The following is an 18,610-nucleotide window of genomic DNA, read 5'->3' as shown; positions in this document are numbered from 1 at the left end:
ATTAATCAGTTATTAAAAGTGCAATTGCACTCCAAGTAAAAATTGTCTTGCAACTGGGTAGTTACCTTTATCAATTCCTCTAGTAAATATACCATCACCACCAACCTCAGGATCATAACCTGTGTATTCTGTAAACGTAAATGGGTTAGTTGCAGAAAGGTATATTCTTGCAGAATTTAGTCCTAGTTCTGGTATGTCTTTAAGTGTATAACCAAGGCTAATGTTTCTAATTCTAAAGTAAGTACCATCTTCTAAAAAATAATCAGATCTAGACCTTACATTATTATGAATAGAGTTTTGCCTATTTGTAGGAACATCAGAATTAGGATTTTGTGGGCTCCACATATAAAATTGCTCTAAGTGCCTACCCTGAGTGTAAGCATAGTATTTAGCTCCGTTATAAATTTCTGCTCCTTTAGAGAAATAAGATTGAATGTAGAAGTCAAAGTTTTTATAATCTAAATTTAAGCTTAAGCCAGCTTCAAAATCTGCTTGTCCAGATCCAGAGTACACACGGTCATTGTCATTAATAACATTATTGCCATCTATATCCTTGTACATCATATCTCCTAACTGTGCACTTTTATTAATTACTTTGTAAGCATCTAACTGTTCTTGTGTTTTAATAACACCATCATGCTGTACTAAGAAAAAGGCGCCAGCCTCATAACCTTCTGCTAAAAAAGTAGTAAAATCTATATTACCACCTAAAACTGTAGAAGGTCTTCCGTTACCATAACCTCTTGTTGTGCCATTAAGGTTAGTAACCTCATTATCATTCTTAGTAAAAGTTGCACTAATTGTATAACCAAAATCTCCTTTTTTAGACCTGTTTTTAAAGCTTGCGGCCAACTCTATACCCTTATTAACCATATTACCAGCGTTAATAACTTTAGTGTCATAAACATTAGTGTTAGGGTGATAAGTACCTGCAGAGGAAGGTAAACGCTCCTCTAGTAGCATATCTTTTTTATCGTTTTGGTAAACATCTGCTGTAATGTTTAGTTTGTTTTCTAATAAAGTAAGATCTATACCAATGTTTTTAGATATTGTAGTTTCCCATTTAATATTTGGATCCACAAATCTTCTTTGTGTTAATCCAAAGCTTAATGTTTCATTACCACCAAAAGGATAATTAACACCACTTTCTATAGATGGTATGTATGAGTATGAAGGTATGTTTTGATTTCCTAACTCTGCATAACTAACTCTAAGTTTAAACTGGTTTACAAAAGATATATTTTTAAAAAAGTTTTCTTCATGAATATTCCAACCGGCAGAAAATCCATAAAAGTCACCATATCTATTTTTTTCTGAGAAGCGAGAAGAACCATCTCTTCTGTAACTAGCAGAAAATAAGTATTTCTCATCAAAATTATATTGTATTCTCCCAAGTTTACCAGCTAGCTTTCTTTCATCAATAAAAGAAGTAGGAGCAATAGGGTCACTACCAGAACCTAGTGTTTTTGAACTGTTACCAGACTCCTCACTAAAGTTAACCCCTAAACCTAGTGATTTAGAATTAAACTCTTCATAAGATAAAACAGCTAAAAAGTTTAAATTATGTTTCCCTAAAGATTTTTTATAGGTAAACATATTTTCAATAACGTTTCTTTCTGTAGAAACAAAGTTCTCTTCTAATTTTGCATTTTCTCTAGATGCAGTAGGGTTTAAACCATCTTTGTCATATACTAAATATTGTGGTTGAAAGAAAGAACGACTATAGTCATATGTATTTCTACCCAGGTTTACTTTATACGTAAAACCATCAAAGAACTCATATTGTAAATTAGCAGCAATATTTACGCTTGTTGTTTTACGGTCGTCTTCATTATTTAGTTGCTGAGAAAGGTAACTGTATAATATAGCATTACGTACCGGAATTTCTACGCCGTTACCACCAACGCTGTTTAAACCAGTTAAAGGTGGTTGCCAAGGTTTTTGAGCTATAGAATACTCATACAAACCCCAAGGCTCTTGCTCTCTATTTTCATTTGTATAGCCAATTGTAGCAAATGCTTTAAATTTATTTTTTCTAAACTCACCTGTAAAACGAGTTGCTAGCCTGTCAAAACCAGAATTAACTAAAATACCATCTTGGTTAAAGTAATTTGTATTGAAGCTTAGTGTTAAGTTTTCACTACCACCAGAAACACCTAAACTGTAGTTTCTTATTATAGCGCCATCATTTTGAACATCACCCACAAAATCTGAGTCATAATCTAATGCATCTGGATTAAAAAAGAAAATTAAAGGATCTCTCCCTAGTGCTTTAAGCATTACATCTTCTGCATATATCTGCTGTTGTGTATTCATTAAAGCTGTACCAGATGTAATATCTTGTATGCTTGTATAAGTGTTAAAGTCTACTTTTATACTACCAGACTTTCCTTTTTTTGTAGTTATAAGTATAACACCGTTAGATGCTCTTGTACCATATATTGATGCTGCTGCACCATCTTTTAAAATATCTACAGAAGATATAAGTTCTGGAGATATGTTTGGATTATCTTCGTAAGGAATACCATCTACAACGTATAATGGGCCTAGAGCATTTGGACTAACAGAGCCTAGCCCTCTAATTTGTACATTTGCAGCTTCTCCAGGTCTACCACTACTAGCTTGTATATTTACACCAGCAACCTGGCCTTGTAGAGCTGTACCAAGATCTGATGTAGCTGTTTTGTCTATTACATCATTACTAATATTTACTACAGCACCAGTAACTTCTTTTTTCTTTTGAGTACCGTAACCAATAACTATAACTTCTTGTAAAGCAGCAGCATCTGGCTCTAAAGTTACATTAATATTTTCCTGGCCGGTTAATAAAATTTCTTTAGACTTGTAACCAACATAGCTGTAAACAAGAGTGTTACCTTTTTCGGCTTTAATTGTATAGTTACCATCAAAATCTGTATAAGTACCATTAATTGTACCTTTAATTATTACATTTACGCCTCCAATAGGAAAGCCTTCAGCAATAACGGTACCTTTTACCTCACTAGTTTGTGCATACCCAAAGGTAAAACTGAAGAATAGCACCCAAACGAGTAATTTGGGCTTTAACCTTCTTGTTAAATTAAGTTTAATTTTCATAAAAAGTTTGTTTAAGTTAATTAGCTACAAATGTTGTTTATATTAACCCATGTATGTGTTATTTTAACTAGACTAGAACTAAACAAAACACTACAAAATGCAATTTTAACTAGACTTGTAATGAACAATTTGCATTTGTTTATTTTTATTAGCTACTTGTTATCAGTGGTTTACATTTCTGTGATTTAAATGCTAATCCTTTTTTTTCTGAACCAATGGTGTTAATGTATAACGACGTAGTTTTAAAATCTACTGATAAAATCTTCTAGGTTATCTTCTCTTTTTAAACCAAGTTTTTTTCTAAGCCTATATCTAGATGTGTGTACGCTTTCTACAGAAATACCCAGTAATTTAGACATATCCTTACTAGGGAAATTTAAGCGGACTAAAGCGCATATTTTTTGATCTGTCTGGCTTAACTGTGGGAATTTTACTCTAAGATTTTCGTAAAAGCTTTGGTTTATTGTAGTAAAACGAGCTTCAAACTCAGACCAATTTTTACTAGGAGTCCCTTGAAAAGTTTTTAGGGCTCTTAAAATAACTTTTTTATTTACAGTTTCTCCTGCTACTTCTATCTTCTTTTGTAAGCCAGCAATAAATTCATCTTTCTCTATTAATCTTAATGCTGCCTGGGTAAGCTCTTTGTTTTTTAATTCTAAAACCTCATTTGTTTTCTGAGTTTTTAATTTTTGCTTCTCGGTAATTATTTGCTTTTCAGTTCTGTGCTTGTTTTTTATTTGTTTTATTAAAACAATACCGTAAAAAAGAAGGGATATAATAAGAATGATGAGAATTATTGACTTTAAAAGCCAAATTTTGTCCTCCTGTTCATAATTAGCTATTAGTTGTTCTTGTAAAGCGTCTTCTTGTTTTTCTTTTTCTAATCTATAATTATCTTTAATCTCTAGTAGATGTTTACTGTTTTCACTAGTAATTCCGAATATTTTATTATTTAGAACTTTTTCCTTATTTAAATAGTAGTAAGCTTCTTTGTAATTTTTTAAGTCAAGGTAAATTTCTTTTAACCCTTCATATGCTTTTAGCTTATAATTTAAATGACTTTTATTATTTTCAGATAAGCTTATAGATTTTTTATACTCTAAAATACTTTCGTCATACTTATGCATCATTCTATATACATCTGCATTTAGTGCGTATATAACTGCCAGGTATGTTTTGTCTTTGTAGGTGAAGTGGTTTTTACAGCTGTCTAGTTTTTCTATTGCAGTATTATAGTTGCCTTTAACAGCTTCTAAATATCCTTTTTCCGCTTTAATATAATAACTAGTTAATTTTGGTTCTAATTTAGCTTGGTAGTAAATACAAGAATCTAGGTATTGTGCTGCTTTTTTGTAATTTTTATTACCTCTGTATAAATTAACTATAGAAAAATAATCACTCGCAATAAAATGGGCGTTAGATTCATTTTTTTTAAATTTTATCTTTCTAAGTTTAATACTTTTATTAAAGTATTCTAGAGCTTTTTCATCACGCTTATAAAAACTATAAAGCCACCCAATTTCTTGGTAAACATCTGCTGTTAACTTAGGGTCTTTTATTTTGTCTGCAAGTAAGAGTGCTTTCCAGTATCCATCATAAGACTTGCTGTAATTTAAATTATGAGAATATAAAATAGATATTTCTTTTAATGCCTTTATTGCAGAAATGGTGTCTTTTTTCTCAAGATCTAAGTCTATTTTTTGTTTAAAATAATAAGCAGAACTGTCAGGATTTTTGTGAGCCCACTCACGTGCCAAATTTAAATAATTTTCTGTTTGTCTATTGTCTTGGCAGTAAATGTTTGTTGTGTTTAAGACAACTAATATTAAAATTGTAAGTCTTAAGTTAAGCTTTAATTTAAGTATGGAGGATATCATAAAATATGAATTTGCTATTTTTTGCAACTATTTTTAATGGTTTATTACTTATAAGTACTTAATAATGTGTAGTTGAAAATTTTATAGCTTGTTGTTTATAGTTTTTAGTTTGTTAATAATTTAATTGTGTTGGTCTGGTTATTGTAAAAATTACAAAAAATAAAAGTAGTTAAAAATACAACTAGGTCTAGTCGTATTTTACTTACAATGCGCATTTGTCTAGTTTTAGTCTAGTTTAAAATGACTTATTTTGGTGTAAATATTCTAAAAATTGACTTTTTAGAATTAAAATGTGGTAATATAAAGAAGAAGAGTGTTAATATATTTACTAAATTTTAAGTAATGTGTAGTTAAAATTTATACTGATTTATATCATTTTTAAATTAATTAAAATTAAATAGCTTGGTATTAAATGATGCTAAACTAAATAAATACTATTTTAAATTATATGATAAAAAACATAGCGCTTTTATTATTTTTTTGTGGTTTATTAAGTAATACTAAAGCAGACACAACTGTTTTAAATTTTAATATTCTTCACAAAAATAAAGTTGTTGGTAGTTTAGTAGCAACCAAAGTTATTAATGGGGATATAATTAGTTACCATAGTTTTACACAAATACAAACTAAAATTATAACAACTGTAGATTTAAAATACGATTATAATGTAACTTTTAATAGTGATAAACTTTTTAAGTCTAACGTTAGTATTTTACTTAATGGTAAGTCTTTAGCAGAAACAAGTACATTGTTTAGGAATGGAGAATATTTAGTAAATAAAAATAAAAAGGTACTTAAATTACAAGATTCAATTGTCTATAGCACTGTATTGCTGTATTTTAAAGAGCCCATAAATGTTAAAGAGTGTTACTCTGAGCAAGACGGGTCTTTTAATACACTAGTTTCTTTAGGAAATCATAAATACAAGAAAATTAATAGTAAAGGAAATGAAAATGTGTATGTATATAAAAATGGAGTTTTATATGAAGCAACTATAGATGGTGGTTTAATTAACTTTGTAATTCAATTAAAAAAATAAAATAGTTTATAATGAATATAGGTCTTGTGCTTTCTGGAGGAGGAATTAGAGGTGTAGCTCACATTGGAGCAATTAAAGCCTTAGAGGAAAACAATATTTTTCCGACTCATATTTCAGGTACAAGTGCAGGTGCAATTGTAGGTTCTTTATATGCTAGTGGAGCTAGTTGGGAGCATATTTTACACTTTTTTAAAACAATACCTTTATTTAATAGACATAATTACGCCCGTAGTAAGCCTGGTTTTTTAGACACTGAAAAATATTATGAAAATTTTAAAGGCTTTTTTCCTGAAGATGATTTTAGTGCGTTAAAAAAACCGTTGTATGTTACAGGTACCAATATAATAGAGGGTACATTAAAGGTTTTTGATAAAGGGCCTGTTATTAGACCTGTACTTGCTTCGGCTTCTTTTCCGGGTATGTTTACCCCTATAAAAATAGATGGTTCTTATTATGTAGATGGTGGTGTTTTAAACAATTTTCCTATAGAACCACTACAAAAGGACTGTGATAAAATTATAGGAGTATATGTAAATCCATTAAAGAAAATAAAAATAGAAGACTTAAAACATTCTTATACAGTTGTAGAACGTGCTTACAAATTAAAGTCTGCATCAGAATCTATGCTTAAATTTAATTTATGTGATATGATAGTTTTACCTGAAGGATTATCTGATTTTGGTACGTTTGATATGGGAAGTATTGATACTATATTTGAACTTGGTTATTCTGCAACAAAAAAGCTTCTTGAAACTGATGCAAACTTATCTAATTTTAAAAGTGTTTAAATTACTATGTAAAGTCTATAATTAAAAAAGCTTCTCTGTAATAGAGAAGCTTTTTTAATATTTTAAGCTAAAACAACATTATGCACTAGCGGTTTCTTTGCTTGATTCTTTTGTGCTTTTCATCCAAAAATATAATATGGTAAATAATACAATTAATATTGCCGGAAAAAGTACCATAGTACCTAAAGTTTCTTGGCCTGACTCTAAAATTACGTTATTTATTGAAGACTCTAAATTACTCTTGCTAACATTAATTAATGAAGCAGCTTCATTTAGATTTTCTTTACTTTCAAAAATATTTTTAGCCTCATTAAATATTTTTCCAGAAACATTAAGTGAAGAATTGGCTATTTTATCAACATCAGAATCAATCCAACCACCAATAATTGGAGAAAAAATAGAGTTAGCAAACATTCCTACAGCTCCAATAATAGACATACCTAGAGCACCACTTTTAGGTATTTTGTCAGCAACAAAACCAATCATATTTGGCCAAAAATAGGCAACACCTAGAGCAAAGAAAATTGCTGCTACATAAGCCATTTCTCCCGTTTGTGTACTAAACAAGTATATACCAATAGTTGCTAAAACAGCAGAACCAAGTAGCACACCTGTTTGGTCAAATTGTTTTACTACTGATCCTCCAAAAAAACGGGCTACAGCCATTAAACCTGTAACTAGCGCTAAAATAAGCATAGGGTTAGCACCACTTTTTTCTAATATTAATCCAGACCATTGTTGTGGTCCAAATTCAGATATAGCAGTTAATGCCATACAAATAATCATAAAAATAAATAACGGAGAAAGCATTGCTTTTAGGTTACTACCAATAGTGGCTGCCTCTTTAATTTTAGCTTTAGGCCAACTTTGTCCCCAGAAGAAAACAGCATAAATTATAGTAGGAATCATAATCATCCAGATTTGCGATTGCCAACTCATTTCTGCGTCTGTCATAAATTTAGATAGTAAACTACCTATTACAATACCACCAGGAAACCACATATGAAAACGGTTTAGCATTGTACTCATTTTGCTTCCTTTAAAAGCATCTGCAATCATTGGGTTACAAGCAGCTTCTGTACAGCCATTACCTAAGCCAATTAATAAAGTAGATATAAGTAAGCCAACATAACTGTTAGCATAAATAGTCATAACAATACCAATTGCATGTGCAAAAAATGCAAATTGCATAATAACCTTACCGCCAACTTTGTGATAAATTAAACCACCAATAACCATTGAAATAGGAAAACCTAAAAACCACATAGAATTTATAAAACCTAATTGCTCGGCATTAAAGCTAAGCTCTTCTCCTAATTGTTTTAAAATTCCGGCTCTAATACTAAAAGATAAAGCAGTAGAGATTAAAGCAAAGCAACTGCCATAAAATAACCGTTTGGCATTTGTTCCTGTTCCCGTAATTGTATTTTCCATAAGTTAGTTTTGTTTGGTAAAATTGAGTTTTAGTTAAGTTTTAAAAAAAATCTAAAATAGACTTTATATAGTAATTCAGTTGTTAATTTTTAAAAGTAATAAAGTTTTACTTCTAAATACAAATTTAATAGTAATGACTAGGATATAATTTTATTATATATTTTTTATAGGGGTGTTTTTTATCAATTTGATAATTTTTAATCATTTGTAACTACTGTAAATAGTCAATAAATACCATTTGTTATACAAATAAGCACGTATTTATTACTGAGAAATACATTAAACTTTTTTTAGATCTATATATTTGTTACTACTTATTTTTTATCAAATTAAATTATGAAACTTAAAATGCGTAGCCTACATTATATTTTACTTTTATCTTTTGTAGCAATTGTTTGTACACAATGTAAAGATGTACCTAAAAAAGAACAGCAAGAACCAAAGAAAACTGTTACTCCAAAAAAGGATAATGTAAAAAAGGATACTACTTATACCTTAATAATAGAAAAACCTGAAGATGTAAAAGTGCCTGAAGGTATGGTTTGGATACCTGGAGGTATGTTTGTACAAGGAGCAGTGCCACAAGATAAAATGGCAATGCAGCATGAGAAACCTGCACACAAAGTAGCTGTAGATGGTTTTTTTATGGATATTACAGAAGTGACCAATGCGCAGTTTGCTAAGTTTGTTAAGGAAACAGGTTACATTACTGTTGCAGAAAGAGCAATAGATTGGGAAGAAATGAAAAAACAAGTTCCAGAAGGAACACCAAAACCACACGACTCTATACTACAGCCAGGCTCATTAACGTTTAAAAAAAGTAAAAAATCGGTCCCTAATTTATTCGATTTTTCTCAGTGGTGGGACTGGACAATTGGTGCTAATTGGAAACATCCAAACGGACCAAAAAGCTCTATAAAAGGACTAGATAATTATCCGGTAGTGCAAATTTGTTATGAAGATGCAATGGCTTATTGCAATTGGGCAGGAAGAAGGTTGCCAACAGAAGCAGAGTGGGAGTATGCTGCAAATGGAGGGAAAACAGGAACCATATTTTTTTGGGGAGATGATAAATCTGTGTTATCTAAAAACGCCAATAGTTGGGAAGGAGAATTTCCTGTAGAAAACAGTAAAAAAGATGGATATGAGAATCGTGCACCTGTAAAAAGTTACCAGCCTAATGGTTATGGATTGTATGATATGGCAGGTAATGTTTGGGAGTGGACAACAGATTGGTACAATGTTAATTATTATAAAGAATTGGCAGCTGTTACAACTAAAAAAAATCCGCTTGGAGCAACAGATGCATACAACCCTCAAAACCTTTATATAAAAGAAAAAGTTATAAAAGGAGGATCTTTCTTATGTAGTGACAGTTACTGTGCTAGTTATAGAATATCTGCTCGTATGGGATCTAGTGTAGACTCTTCTGCAGAACACACAGGTTTTAGAACAGTTGCTACGGTAAAAATGTTAAAATAAAGTCAAATTATATATGACTATGACTCTATTGTAACAATTTATGGCAATAAGCTTTTCAGTTTGCATAAAAAAATTACATTTGTGTTCTAAACTAAACTTTGAACTAATATTATGTCAGATACAATAGAGAGAATTAAATGTCTTATTATAGGCTCTGGACCAGCAGGATATACTGCTGCAATTTATGCTTCTAGAGCAGATTTGAAACCTGTAATGTATACCGGTATGGAGCCAGGCGGACAATTAACAACTACTACAGAGGTAGATAATTTTCCAGGGTATCCAGAAGGTATAGACGGACCAACAATGATGACGCAATTGCAAGCTCAAGCAGAACGTTTTGGTACAGAAGTAAGAATAGGTATGGTTACAGCAGTAGAGTTTAACGAAACTGTGGGTGGTATACACAAAGTAACTGTAGATAACTCTAAAACTATTGAAGCAGAAACAGTTATTATTTCTACAGGAGCAACTGCAAAATATTTAGGATTAGAAAGCGAACAACGTTTACGTGGAGGCGGAGTATCTGCATGTGCTGTTTGTGACGGTTTCTTTTATAAAGGACAAGATGTTGCTATTGTTGGGGCAGGAGATACTGCTGCAGAAGAGGCATCATACTTAGCAAATATTTGTAACAACGTTACTATGCTTGTGCGTAGAGATGAAATGAGAGCATCTAAAGCAATGCAGCATAGAGTAAATAGTATTTCTAATATCACTGTAAAATATAATACCGAGGTAGATGAAGTATTAGGAGAGCAGGTTGTAGAAGGTTTACGTATGGTAAATAATCAAACTAAAGAAAAAGAAGAAATAGCAATTACAGGACTTTTTATTGCTATTGGACATAAACCTAATACAGACATATTTAAAGGACAATTAGATATGGATGAAACAGGTTACTTAATTACAGAGGGTAAGTCTACTAAAACAAATTTACCAGGTGTATTTGCCAGTGGAGATGTACAAGATAAAGAATATAGACAAGCAGTTACTGCTGCAGGTACAGGTTGTATGGCAGCTTTAGATGCAGAACGTTATTTAGCAGCTATAGAAGAAATAGCTTAAAATATATATATGATTGATTTAAAAGACTGCAGTAATGCAGTCTTTTTTTTGTTTTAAATTACTTATGTTCATTGAAGAATTAACAATTGTTATATTTATTACAAACTTAGTTTTTTAAGACTTTTAGTGATTATAATTAACTTAAATTTGTCTTTTATTAATGTATTTGTGAGAAATTACCTGTTTAATTAAGAATAATTTAATATTTATTTCTTCTTTAATTTGATTTATTGATTTTTTTATTGACTTTAGTTTCACTTAACTAATTTATTAATCAAAAACTCAATTTTTATGAAGAACACATTAGTATTACTCTTTAGTGTGCTTTTTACAACCATTGCTTATTCGCAACAAATTTCTGGTACTGTAACCGACAGTGAGGGAATTCCGTTATTAGGCGTTACAATAGTAGTAAAGGGTACACAAAACGGAACTACAACAGATTTTGATGGCAAGTACATTATCAATGCCAAACAAGCAGATGTTTTAAAGTTTTCTTATATCGGAATGCTTCCTAAAGAAGTCACAGTAGGTACAACTACGGTAGTTAATGTAACTTTAGAAGAAGATGCTAGTCAGTTAGATGAGGTTGTTGTTACAGCTTTTGGAGTAGAAAAGAAAGAGAAATCTTTAGGGTATTCTGTAACACAAGTAAAATCTGAAGACCTTAATTTAACTGGTCAAGCAAATGCATTAGAAGCTTTACAAGGTAGAGTTGCTGGTGTACAAATTAATAGAACATCCGGATCATCTGGTGGCGGTGTAGACATTCTAATTAGAGGTGTAACCTCTGTAAATCCAGATCGTAGTAATCAACCACTAATTATTGTAGATGGTATAGCGTTAAATAACGATACTTTTTCAGGAAACGTTTCTCCTAGTGCAGGATCTAATTCGCCTAGCAGTTCAGAGCAATTTAGCTTTTCTAATAGAGCTGGTGATATTAACCCAGAAGATATAGAAAGTTATAATGTTTTAAAAGGAGCTGCTGCAACCGCATTATACGGTGTAAGAGCAGCAAACGGAGCAATTGTAATTACTACTAAAAAAGGAAAAAAAGGCAAGGCTAAGGTTAATTTTACTGCTTCAACAACTTTTAGAAATTTAGAAAAAACACCTAATTTACAAGAAACCTATAGAGAGGGTTTTAGCGGAGCACCTAGAACGTTATATGACCCAGACTCAGATACGGGGTTTAACAGGGTTCAAAATGGTACTTCATTTTATTCTTGGGGACCTAAATACACAGATGACTCATATACTCTTGAATCTGGTGATGTAGTAGATTTAACTAATGATCAGTTTTATAGTCCGTATGATCTGTTTAAAACAGGAGTAAACACTCAGGTTAATTTAAACATAAGCGGAGCTACAGAAAAAATGGATTATTTCTTTTCTGTAGGAAATAATAATGAAGAAGGTATTTTACCAGGAACTTATTATGATAAAACTAACTTTAGATTAAAAAGTGGGTATCAAGTAACAGATAACTTTAGCATCAACACATCTATCTCTTACTCAAAATCTGGAGGTAACAGAGGTAATTCTGGAGATAAGTCAGTTATGAGTTCTTTGTCATACTACTCTGGTACATTTCCTATTAACGATTACCAAAATCCAGATGGTACACAACGTAATTATACATTTGGTGTTATAGATAATCCAAGATATTTTATAGAAAAAAGTAGTTTATTTGATGATGTTAATCGCTGGGTAGGTAACGCAATACTTAAATACTCACCTAAAGATTGGCTAAATATTACGTATTCTGCTCAGGTAGATAATTACTCAGACCAAAGAAACCGTTTTGTGCCAGCAGATTTAGATGTAGGGACACAAGTTGGAGGCTTTATTGTAAATCAAAATATAAACTTTACAGCTTTAGAATCTAACTTTTTAGTTGCTATGAGCAAAGATTGGTCTGATGATTTTAGAACAGATCTTACTTTAGGTCATCAAGTATCAGACACAAAAAGAAATTATGCAGATGTAAGAGGAGAAACGCTAAATGTGCCAGGTATTAATGAGCTAGGTAATACTATAAATACTTTTGCTAATGAGAGTGTTACTCAGTTGCGTAATGTTGGTGTATTTGGAGAACTTAAACTAAGTTATTTAGATAAGTTATTTTTAACAGTAACAGGTCGTAATGACTGGGTTTCTACTTTACCAAAAGACAATAGGTCATTCTTTTATCCGTCTGTAAGTTTAGCTTATGATGTTTCGGGCGTTTTTGGAGATAATGATGTGTTTACATTTGGTAAGCTTAGAGCATCCTGGGCAGAGGTAGGTAAAGGGCCATTATTTGGGCAAGTAGGTCATTATTTTGTTGTAGATGGAGACTTTCCTTTTGGAGGAGCAGGTGGTTACAGGTCTAGTACAGCTTTAGGAGATTTAGACATTGTACCAGAAAGAAACCAATCTACAGAAATTGGAGCCGATTTGAGATTTTTTAAAAATCGTATCCGTTTGGACTATGCATATTATAAAACACGGGTAAAAGATCAAATTTTTGGTGTTGGTACGGCATACTCTTCTGGTATATCAAGAATTGTTAGGAACGCAGGAGATTTTGAAGTATTTGGACACGAATTTCTATTGAGTGCAGATATTATTAAATCTCAAGATTTTAAATGGGAGGTAGTCTTAAACTGGTCTACTAGTGAGGGTAAAGTACTAGATATTCCAGATGATATAGAGAGTATTATTTTTGCAGATTCTGGTTTTGCAGGTGTAACATCAGAAATTAGAGAAGGTGATAAAATGGGGTCTTTGTACGGTTGGAAATGGCGTTATGAAAACGGTGAACGTTATATAGATGCAAATGGTAAGCCAGAAATAGACTTTACAGAGCGTCAAAAAGTAGGTAATGCTTTTCCTGATTATATTACTTCTTTAGCTAATAATTTTAAATGGAAAAATCTAGGGTTTAACTTTTTATTGGAATATAAAAAAGGAGGAGATATTTATGATGCTGGCAGAAGAAACTCTATAAGAAATGGAATCTTAGAAGTTACCGAATTTAGAGACGAAACTACAATTTTAAGTGGAGTTATGGATGATGGTAATGGTGGTTACATACCAAACACAACAGAGGTTTTAATAGATCAAAACTACTATCGTAGCTCTACTGATTACAATAGAGCTTCAGAAATTTTAGTTCAAGATGCATCTTGGGTAAAACTTAGAAACATTGGTGTAACATATGATTTACCTTCTAAATTTGTTGAAAAAATAAACTTAGATAGATTTTCAATATCTGCTAGTGCTCAAAATATTTTGGTTTGGACACCATATGATGGGTATGACCCAGAAGGGAACCAATATAGCGCGGGTAGTAATGTTTATGGGTTTACTGGTTTAAATATTCCTTTATCTCAAAGTTATAATTTTGGTATTAATATAGGATTTTAAAAAAATAGATATGATGAGAAAAAGTATATATAAAATAATAGTATTATCATTATTTATAACTGTATTTACAGCTTGTAGTGATGATTATTTTGATGTGAATACGCCATCTAATACAGCAAAATTAGATCAGTTGCGTATGCAAGATTTGTTAGCACCAGTTATACATAGTACAATGGAAGGGCAACGTTCTGCCGAATTATCTTTTGGAAATTATGTGCAAAACTTTGTTATTCAAGGTGGAGGTGCAGCTGGACAAACAACAGCAAGCGGATTATGGACACAGGTGTATTTGTACATTTTACCTAATATAGATGCTATTAACGAAAAAGCTACAGCAAACGGAGCAGTACATTATAAAGCAGTTGCAGATATATTAACTGCCGTAAATTTAGGTATTGCTACAGATACTTGGGATAATATTCCGTATTCTGATGCTACAGATGGTCCAGATAATAATTTTCCTGCTTTTGATACACAAGAGCAAATTTATACAAGTATATTTTCACTTTTAAATGGAGCTATTAGTGCATTAGAAGGTCCAGATTATTCTGGTTTTACATTAGGTAGTGAAGATCTAATATATGGCGGAGATACAGATAAGTGGTTAAGAGCGGCATATACCATTAAGGCTAGATATCAATTACACTTAGTACAAAAAGGAGAAATTACAGCAGCTGATGTATTAAGTACTATCGCTAATGGCTTTACTTCTACAGATGATGATTTTCTAATGTATTACGATGATAAAAATATAAACCCTTGGTATTCTGCAGAGGTTTTAGCTAAAAATACAGGAAACGCTCATAATGATATTGCTAGTCAATTGGTTAGCTCTATGAATGGAGATTACTTTCCTTTTGAAGGTGGTGATGTTAGTATTGATCCAAGATTGCCAATTTTTGCGGATAACGGAGGAGAAGCAGAATGGAAAGGTTATGTTAGTGGTAGTGTTGGTTTAGCTCCAGATGGTACAGATGCTAATGCAGGTTTTGCTGTAGATGGATATTATACAAGAATAGATGCTCCTTTAATGTTAATAAGTTATGCAGAGGCTATGTTTATAAAAGCAGAAGCTGCTTTTTTAGCAAACGGAGGAAATACAACTAGTGTAGGTTCTAATGCAGATGCTTACACAGCATACTTAGATGGTATTGCTGCAAGTATGGAAATGTATGATGTAGATGGTACAGATTACTTAGCGGATACAGCTATAAATGTTGGCGAAGGCAATTTAATGTTGCAGCACATAATGAAAGAGAAATATATACATAACTTTTTAAACCCAGAAACTTTTGTAGATTTTAGACGTTATAATTTTTCTGATGAGGTTTTTAAAGGTTTAACTATTAGAGAGGAAGAGGCTAGTGATGATAATGAATATTTTGGTCAGTGGTTTAGAAGAGCAGAGTACCCATCTTCTGAAGTTAATAGAAATGAAGAAAATGTACTAGCAAACCAACAAACACCTGTTACTCCAGTTTGGTGGGATAACTAGTAAGTAAAACTTAATCATAAAGGGTATTAATAAGGCTAACAACTTTATTAATATCCTTTTTTTTATGGTGTGCACTTAGCACAATACGGCTCATAGTAGGTGAATCTTTGTCTGGATAATTAAAACTAGTAACTATAATATTGTGCTCTTTTAAATAAGTAGTTATTTTTTGATCACTGTATGTAAAAGCTGAGTGGTTTGGCATAAACGTAAACAGCTCTTTATTATTTAAGCCCTTTAAAAAAAGTTGAATGTGTTGTTTTAACTTTTGTTGTCTTTTTTTATAGATACTTTCTGCAGTTAGTATTGTAGCTATGTTTGCAGGTGTAGCCGGACTAGCGCCTCCAAAAAATGCTGTATTTTTTAATTCTTCTATTCTTTTAGTTGTGCCAAAAATAGCTCCTGCTTGCACAGCAAAACCTTTGCCAAGTGAACTACATACTATAAGTTCTTTTGGATTTAATTTATGTAATTGAGCATAACAGCCAGTACCATTATTTAAGGGTAAACCTATAGTGTGTGAGTCGTCTGCAACTACTATTATTTTATCTAATGGTAATTGTTGTAACCCTTTAAAATTGGGATAATTTAGGCCATAAAAATCTAAGCTATCTAAAAAAACTACAGGAGTAACATTAGATTTTTTAATATGATTTTCTACTGCAACAGCCAAGTCACTATAACTTGCGTAATTGCTAGAGTTGTTTTGATGTAGAGCAGTGTGTGAGTTTGGAGCATAAAATAAACTATGCCCTTGTGCTTTAAAGTAATTACAAGCTAATTGTCCTGCTAAATAGCCCGAGGATAAGGTTACACACGCTTTACTGCCTACAAGCTTTGCAAGGTGTTTTTCTGCTTCATCATACACATCAATTTTAATATTTGACTTTCTGGAAGCACCATAATTGGTACCATACTTTTTAATATTTTTAAAGTAAATTTTTAAAAACTTCTTGTGCTTTTGAAGTCCTAGGTATGCGGTACCTCCAAAATATAATTTTTTAACACCATTAACCTTAATTTTTCTAGCAGGAAAAGAAGAAACGTAGGTCATTATAAAAGTGTAATACCAGAACCACCACTATTTGGAAAAATTAAATTTCCGTTTGGCTCTATTTCCACTCCTTTTGCAATGTCTTTGCTAAGTAGCATTGCGCCATCCATATCTACATAATCTAATTGTGGCGTTAATTGCGCTATTGCAGAAATTCCTACAGAAGACTCTGTCATACAACCAACCATAACTTTTAGTCCAAGTTCTTTACCTTTTTTTATCATTCTAAGAGCAGGAGTTAAGCCACCGCACTTGGTAAGTTTTATATTGATACCATTAAAATGATAGCCACATTTTTCTACGTCAGATTCTACTATGCAACTTTCATCTGCAATAACAGGCAAAACACTAGCATGCATTACTTGCTCCATTCCTGTCCAATCATCTGCTTTTAGTGGTTGCTCTAAAAACTCTACACCTAACTTTTTAAGTTCAGGAGCATTATTAATAGTTTCTTCTGCTGTCCAGGCGCAATTGGCATCAATCCTAAAAATAGCGTCAGAATGTTTTCTAAGTTCTTTAACTATAGCAACATCTTGGTCTGTACCTAATTTAATCTTGTAAATAGGCCAAGGTTGTTCTTTCATTTTAGCAACCATATTATCTATAGAATCTATACCAATGGTAAAGTTGGTGATAGGGTAGGTGCTATTATCTGTATTCCATATTTTATACAATGGTTTGTTTAAAATTTTACCATACAAGTCGTGTGCAGCTAAATCTAAAGCGCAAATAGCAAAGTTGCTTAATTGTTTTTTGTTTAAAAATTGATTAAAATCTTCAGGTGTAGTAAAATTATAATGTTCTATTTCTGTTCGTATGTTTTCAATTTCTTGTTGCATACTCTCAAAAGTAATTTTGTAGTAAGGGTTTGCTGTAGCTTCACCATAACCAACTTTACCTTCTAAACCAAGACTTACTACCATACTGTCTTGAAAATTATGAGACTCTCTAGAAATACTAAATGTATGTTTTAGGGGAAGAATATACTTTGTTAAGGTTAAATTCATATCAGTATTTAAATTTATACTAATATAATAAGGTCAACCTTGTAAACAAAACAAGATTGACCTTAATAAAACGCTTTTAACATTTAGTATTTATCTCTTTTTTACGCTACCAGAAGAAGATTTATTTTTTTTAACAGTAGCATTACCCGTATACAATATATCTGCTCCACTACTTGCATCTGCAATTAAAGAATCTGATACATCTAGGCTAATATCTGCTCCGCTACTAGCATCTGCATCACAGTTTTTTGTTTTTAACTCACGAGCATCAATATCAGAACCGCTACTAGCATTTACAGTTAAGTTATTTGTTTTACCACTTAACTTAATATCTGCTCCACTACTACAATCTGCGTTTACAGAGTTTGCTACTAAAGCAATTTGTATATCAGCTCCGCTACTAGCTTTTAAATCAATTTCGTCAGCTTCTATTTGAGATTCTGAATTTAAGTCTGCTCCGCTAGAACTATATAAAGCAGTAATAACAGGTAGTGTAACGTGTACGTTTTTAGTAGCTCTACCAATGTTTTCAATAGCGTGTATTTTAAGTTTGCCATCTTTAACGTCTGTACCAATTAGGTCTATAACATTTTCGTCTGCTTCTACTCGTATGCTAAATTCTTTTGCTTGCGTTACATAAACATTAATGCCTTCTGATGCCGAAACACGGTCAAAACTAGCTGCAATATCTCTGCTTTGTTCTGTTAGTACTCCGTTTCCTTTTTTACCATTTCCAAAGTTTACAGAGCAAGAAGTTAATAGTAAACTTAGTATTAATGCGATTGTGATTTTAGATAGTGTTGTCATAATTGTTGTTTTTGATTGATGATGTAAAAGTCTATAAATGTTAGTG

At 31.8% G+C, this 18,610-nt stretch carries 12 protein-coding genes; 6 read left to right on the top strand and 6 right to left on the bottom strand.

Annotated elements, in window-relative coordinates:
• Positions 1 to 12: 12 nt before the first annotated feature.
• Together AX016_RS14895 and AX016_RS14890 are read right to left on the bottom strand one after the other, a co-directional pair.
• Positions 13 to 3,096 (bottom strand): SusC/RagA family TonB-linked outer membrane protein, encoded by a 3,084-nt coding sequence (locus AX016_RS14895; RefSeq protein WP_100896370.1) that lies wholly within the window; start codon positions 3,094 to 3,096, stop codon positions 13 to 15.
• A gap of 242 nt (positions 3,097 to 3,338) precedes the next feature.
• Entirely contained in the window at positions 3,339 to 4,973 is a 1,635-nt protein-coding gene (locus AX016_RS14890; RefSeq protein ID WP_232732638.1) for a hypothetical protein, read from the bottom strand.
• 448 nt (positions 4,974 to 5,421) lie between these two features.
• On the opposite strand from AX016_RS14890, the gene AX016_RS14885 reads away from it, so the two are divergent.
• A complete protein-coding gene (locus AX016_RS14885; protein WP_100896369.1) occupies positions 5,422 to 6,012 on the top strand; it encodes a DUF6134 family protein in 591 nt (196 codons plus the stop codon).
• An 11-nt stretch (positions 6,013 to 6,023) separates the two neighbouring features.
• Positions 6,024 to 6,800: a patatin-like phospholipase family protein gene (locus AX016_RS14880; protein WP_100896368.1), complete on the top strand. Its 777-nt coding sequence runs from the start codon at positions 6,024 to 6,026 to the stop codon at positions 6,798 to 6,800.
• Between the two features lie 78 nt (positions 6,801 to 6,878).
• On the opposite strand, the gene AX016_RS14875 is transcribed toward AX016_RS14880, so the two are convergent.
• Positions 6,879 to 8,234 (bottom strand): MFS transporter, encoded by a 1,356-nt coding sequence (locus AX016_RS14875; RefSeq protein WP_100896367.1) that lies wholly within the window; start codon positions 8,232 to 8,234, stop codon positions 6,879 to 6,881.
• 336 nt (positions 8,235 to 8,570) lie between these two features.
• Between AX016_RS14875 and AX016_RS14870 the strand changes: the two genes are divergently transcribed.
• The 4 genes from AX016_RS14870 (at position 8,571) to AX016_RS14855 (ending at position 15,693) form a co-directional block, all read left to right on the top strand.
• Positions 8,571 to 9,716 carry a formylglycine-generating enzyme family protein gene (locus AX016_RS14870; protein ID WP_100896366.1) on the top strand — a complete coding sequence of 382 codons (1,146 nt, stop codon included), beginning with the start codon at positions 8,571 to 8,573 and terminating at the stop codon, positions 9,714 to 9,716.
• A gap of 111 nt (positions 9,717 to 9,827) precedes the next feature.
• Positions 9,828 to 10,784 (top strand): thioredoxin-disulfide reductase, encoded by a 957-nt coding sequence (gene trxB / locus AX016_RS14865; RefSeq protein WP_100896365.1) that lies wholly within the window; start codon positions 9,828 to 9,830, stop codon positions 10,782 to 10,784.
• Between the two features lie 291 nt (positions 10,785 to 11,075).
• Positions 11,076 to 14,198 carry a SusC/RagA family TonB-linked outer membrane protein gene (locus AX016_RS14860; RefSeq protein ID WP_100896364.1) on the top strand — a complete coding sequence of 1,041 codons (3,123 nt, stop codon included), beginning with the start codon at positions 11,076 to 11,078 and terminating at the stop codon, positions 14,196 to 14,198.
• Between the two features lie 10 nt (positions 14,199 to 14,208).
• Positions 14,209 to 15,693 (top strand): SusD/RagB family nutrient-binding outer membrane lipoprotein, encoded by a 1,485-nt coding sequence (locus AX016_RS14855; RefSeq protein WP_100896363.1) that lies wholly within the window; start codon positions 14,209 to 14,211, stop codon positions 15,691 to 15,693.
• Between the two features lie 10 nt (positions 15,694 to 15,703).
• Here the strand turns inward: AX016_RS14855 and AX016_RS14850 are convergent, their stop codons facing one another.
• The 3 genes from AX016_RS14850 to AX016_RS14840 form a co-directional block, all read right to left on the bottom strand.
• Positions 15,704 to 16,747, bottom strand: coding sequence for an aminotransferase class I/II-fold pyridoxal phosphate-dependent enzyme (locus AX016_RS14850; RefSeq protein WP_100896362.1), 1,044 nt, complete (start codon positions 16,745 to 16,747; stop codon positions 15,704 to 15,706).
• Positions 16,747 to 17,757: a dipeptide epimerase gene (locus AX016_RS14845; RefSeq protein WP_100896361.1), complete on the bottom strand. Its 1,011-nt coding sequence runs from the start codon at positions 17,755 to 17,757 to the stop codon at positions 16,747 to 16,749. The genes AX016_RS14850 and AX016_RS14845 overlap by 1 nt, the downstream gene beginning before the upstream one ends.
• Positions 17,758 to 17,847: 90 nt before the next feature.
• Positions 17,848 to 18,564, bottom strand: coding sequence for a head GIN domain-containing protein (locus tag AX016_RS14840; protein ID WP_100896360.1), 717 nt, complete (start codon positions 18,562 to 18,564; stop codon positions 17,848 to 17,850).
• Between the last annotated feature and the right edge of the window lie 46 nt (positions 18,565 to 18,610).

Origin of the sequence: Cellulophaga sp. RHA19 (genome assembly GCF_002813425.1) — a bacterium.
Classification (GTDB): domain Bacteria; phylum Bacteroidota; class Bacteroidia; order Flavobacteriales; family Flavobacteriaceae; genus Cellulophaga.
This window is presented reverse-complemented; position numbering and strand designations above follow the sequence as displayed.

Bases quoted from the DNA above. Each gene is read 5' to 3' on its own strand.
- AX016_RS14895 (WP_100896370.1), bottom strand. From the start codon at position 3,096: ATGAAAATTAAACTTAATTTAACAAGAAGGTTAAAGCCCAAATTACTC.
- AX016_RS14890 (WP_232732638.1), bottom strand. From the start codon at position 4,973: ATGATATCCTCCATACTTAAATTAAAGCTTAACTTAAGACTTACAATT.
- AX016_RS14885 (WP_100896369.1), top strand. From the start codon at position 5,422: ATGATAAAAAACATAGCGCTTTTATTATTTTTTTGTGGTTTATTAAGT.
- AX016_RS14880 (WP_100896368.1), top strand. From the start codon at position 6,024: ATGAATATAGGTCTTGTGCTTTCTGGAGGAGGAATTAGAGGTGTAGCT.
- AX016_RS14875 (WP_100896367.1), bottom strand. From the start codon at position 8,234: ATGGAAAATACAATTACGGGAACAGGAACAAATGCCAAACGGTTATTT.
- AX016_RS14870 (WP_100896366.1), top strand. From the start codon at position 8,571: ATGAAACTTAAAATGCGTAGCCTACATTATATTTTACTTTTATCTTTT.
- trxB (WP_100896365.1), top strand. From the start codon at position 9,828: ATGTCAGATACAATAGAGAGAATTAAATGTCTTATTATAGGCTCTGGA.
- AX016_RS14860 (WP_100896364.1), top strand. From the start codon at position 11,076: ATGAAGAACACATTAGTATTACTCTTTAGTGTGCTTTTTACAACCATT.
- AX016_RS14855 (WP_100896363.1), top strand. From the start codon at position 14,209: ATGATGAGAAAAAGTATATATAAAATAATAGTATTATCATTATTTATA.
- AX016_RS14850 (WP_100896362.1), bottom strand. From the start codon at position 16,747: ATGACCTACGTTTCTTCTTTTCCTGCTAGAAAAATTAAGGTTAATGGT.
- AX016_RS14845 (WP_100896361.1), bottom strand. From the start codon at position 17,757: ATGAATTTAACCTTAACAAAGTATATTCTTCCCCTAAAACATACATTT.
- AX016_RS14840 (WP_100896360.1), bottom strand. From the start codon at position 18,564: ATGACAACACTATCTAAAATCACAATCGCATTAATACTAAGTTTACTA.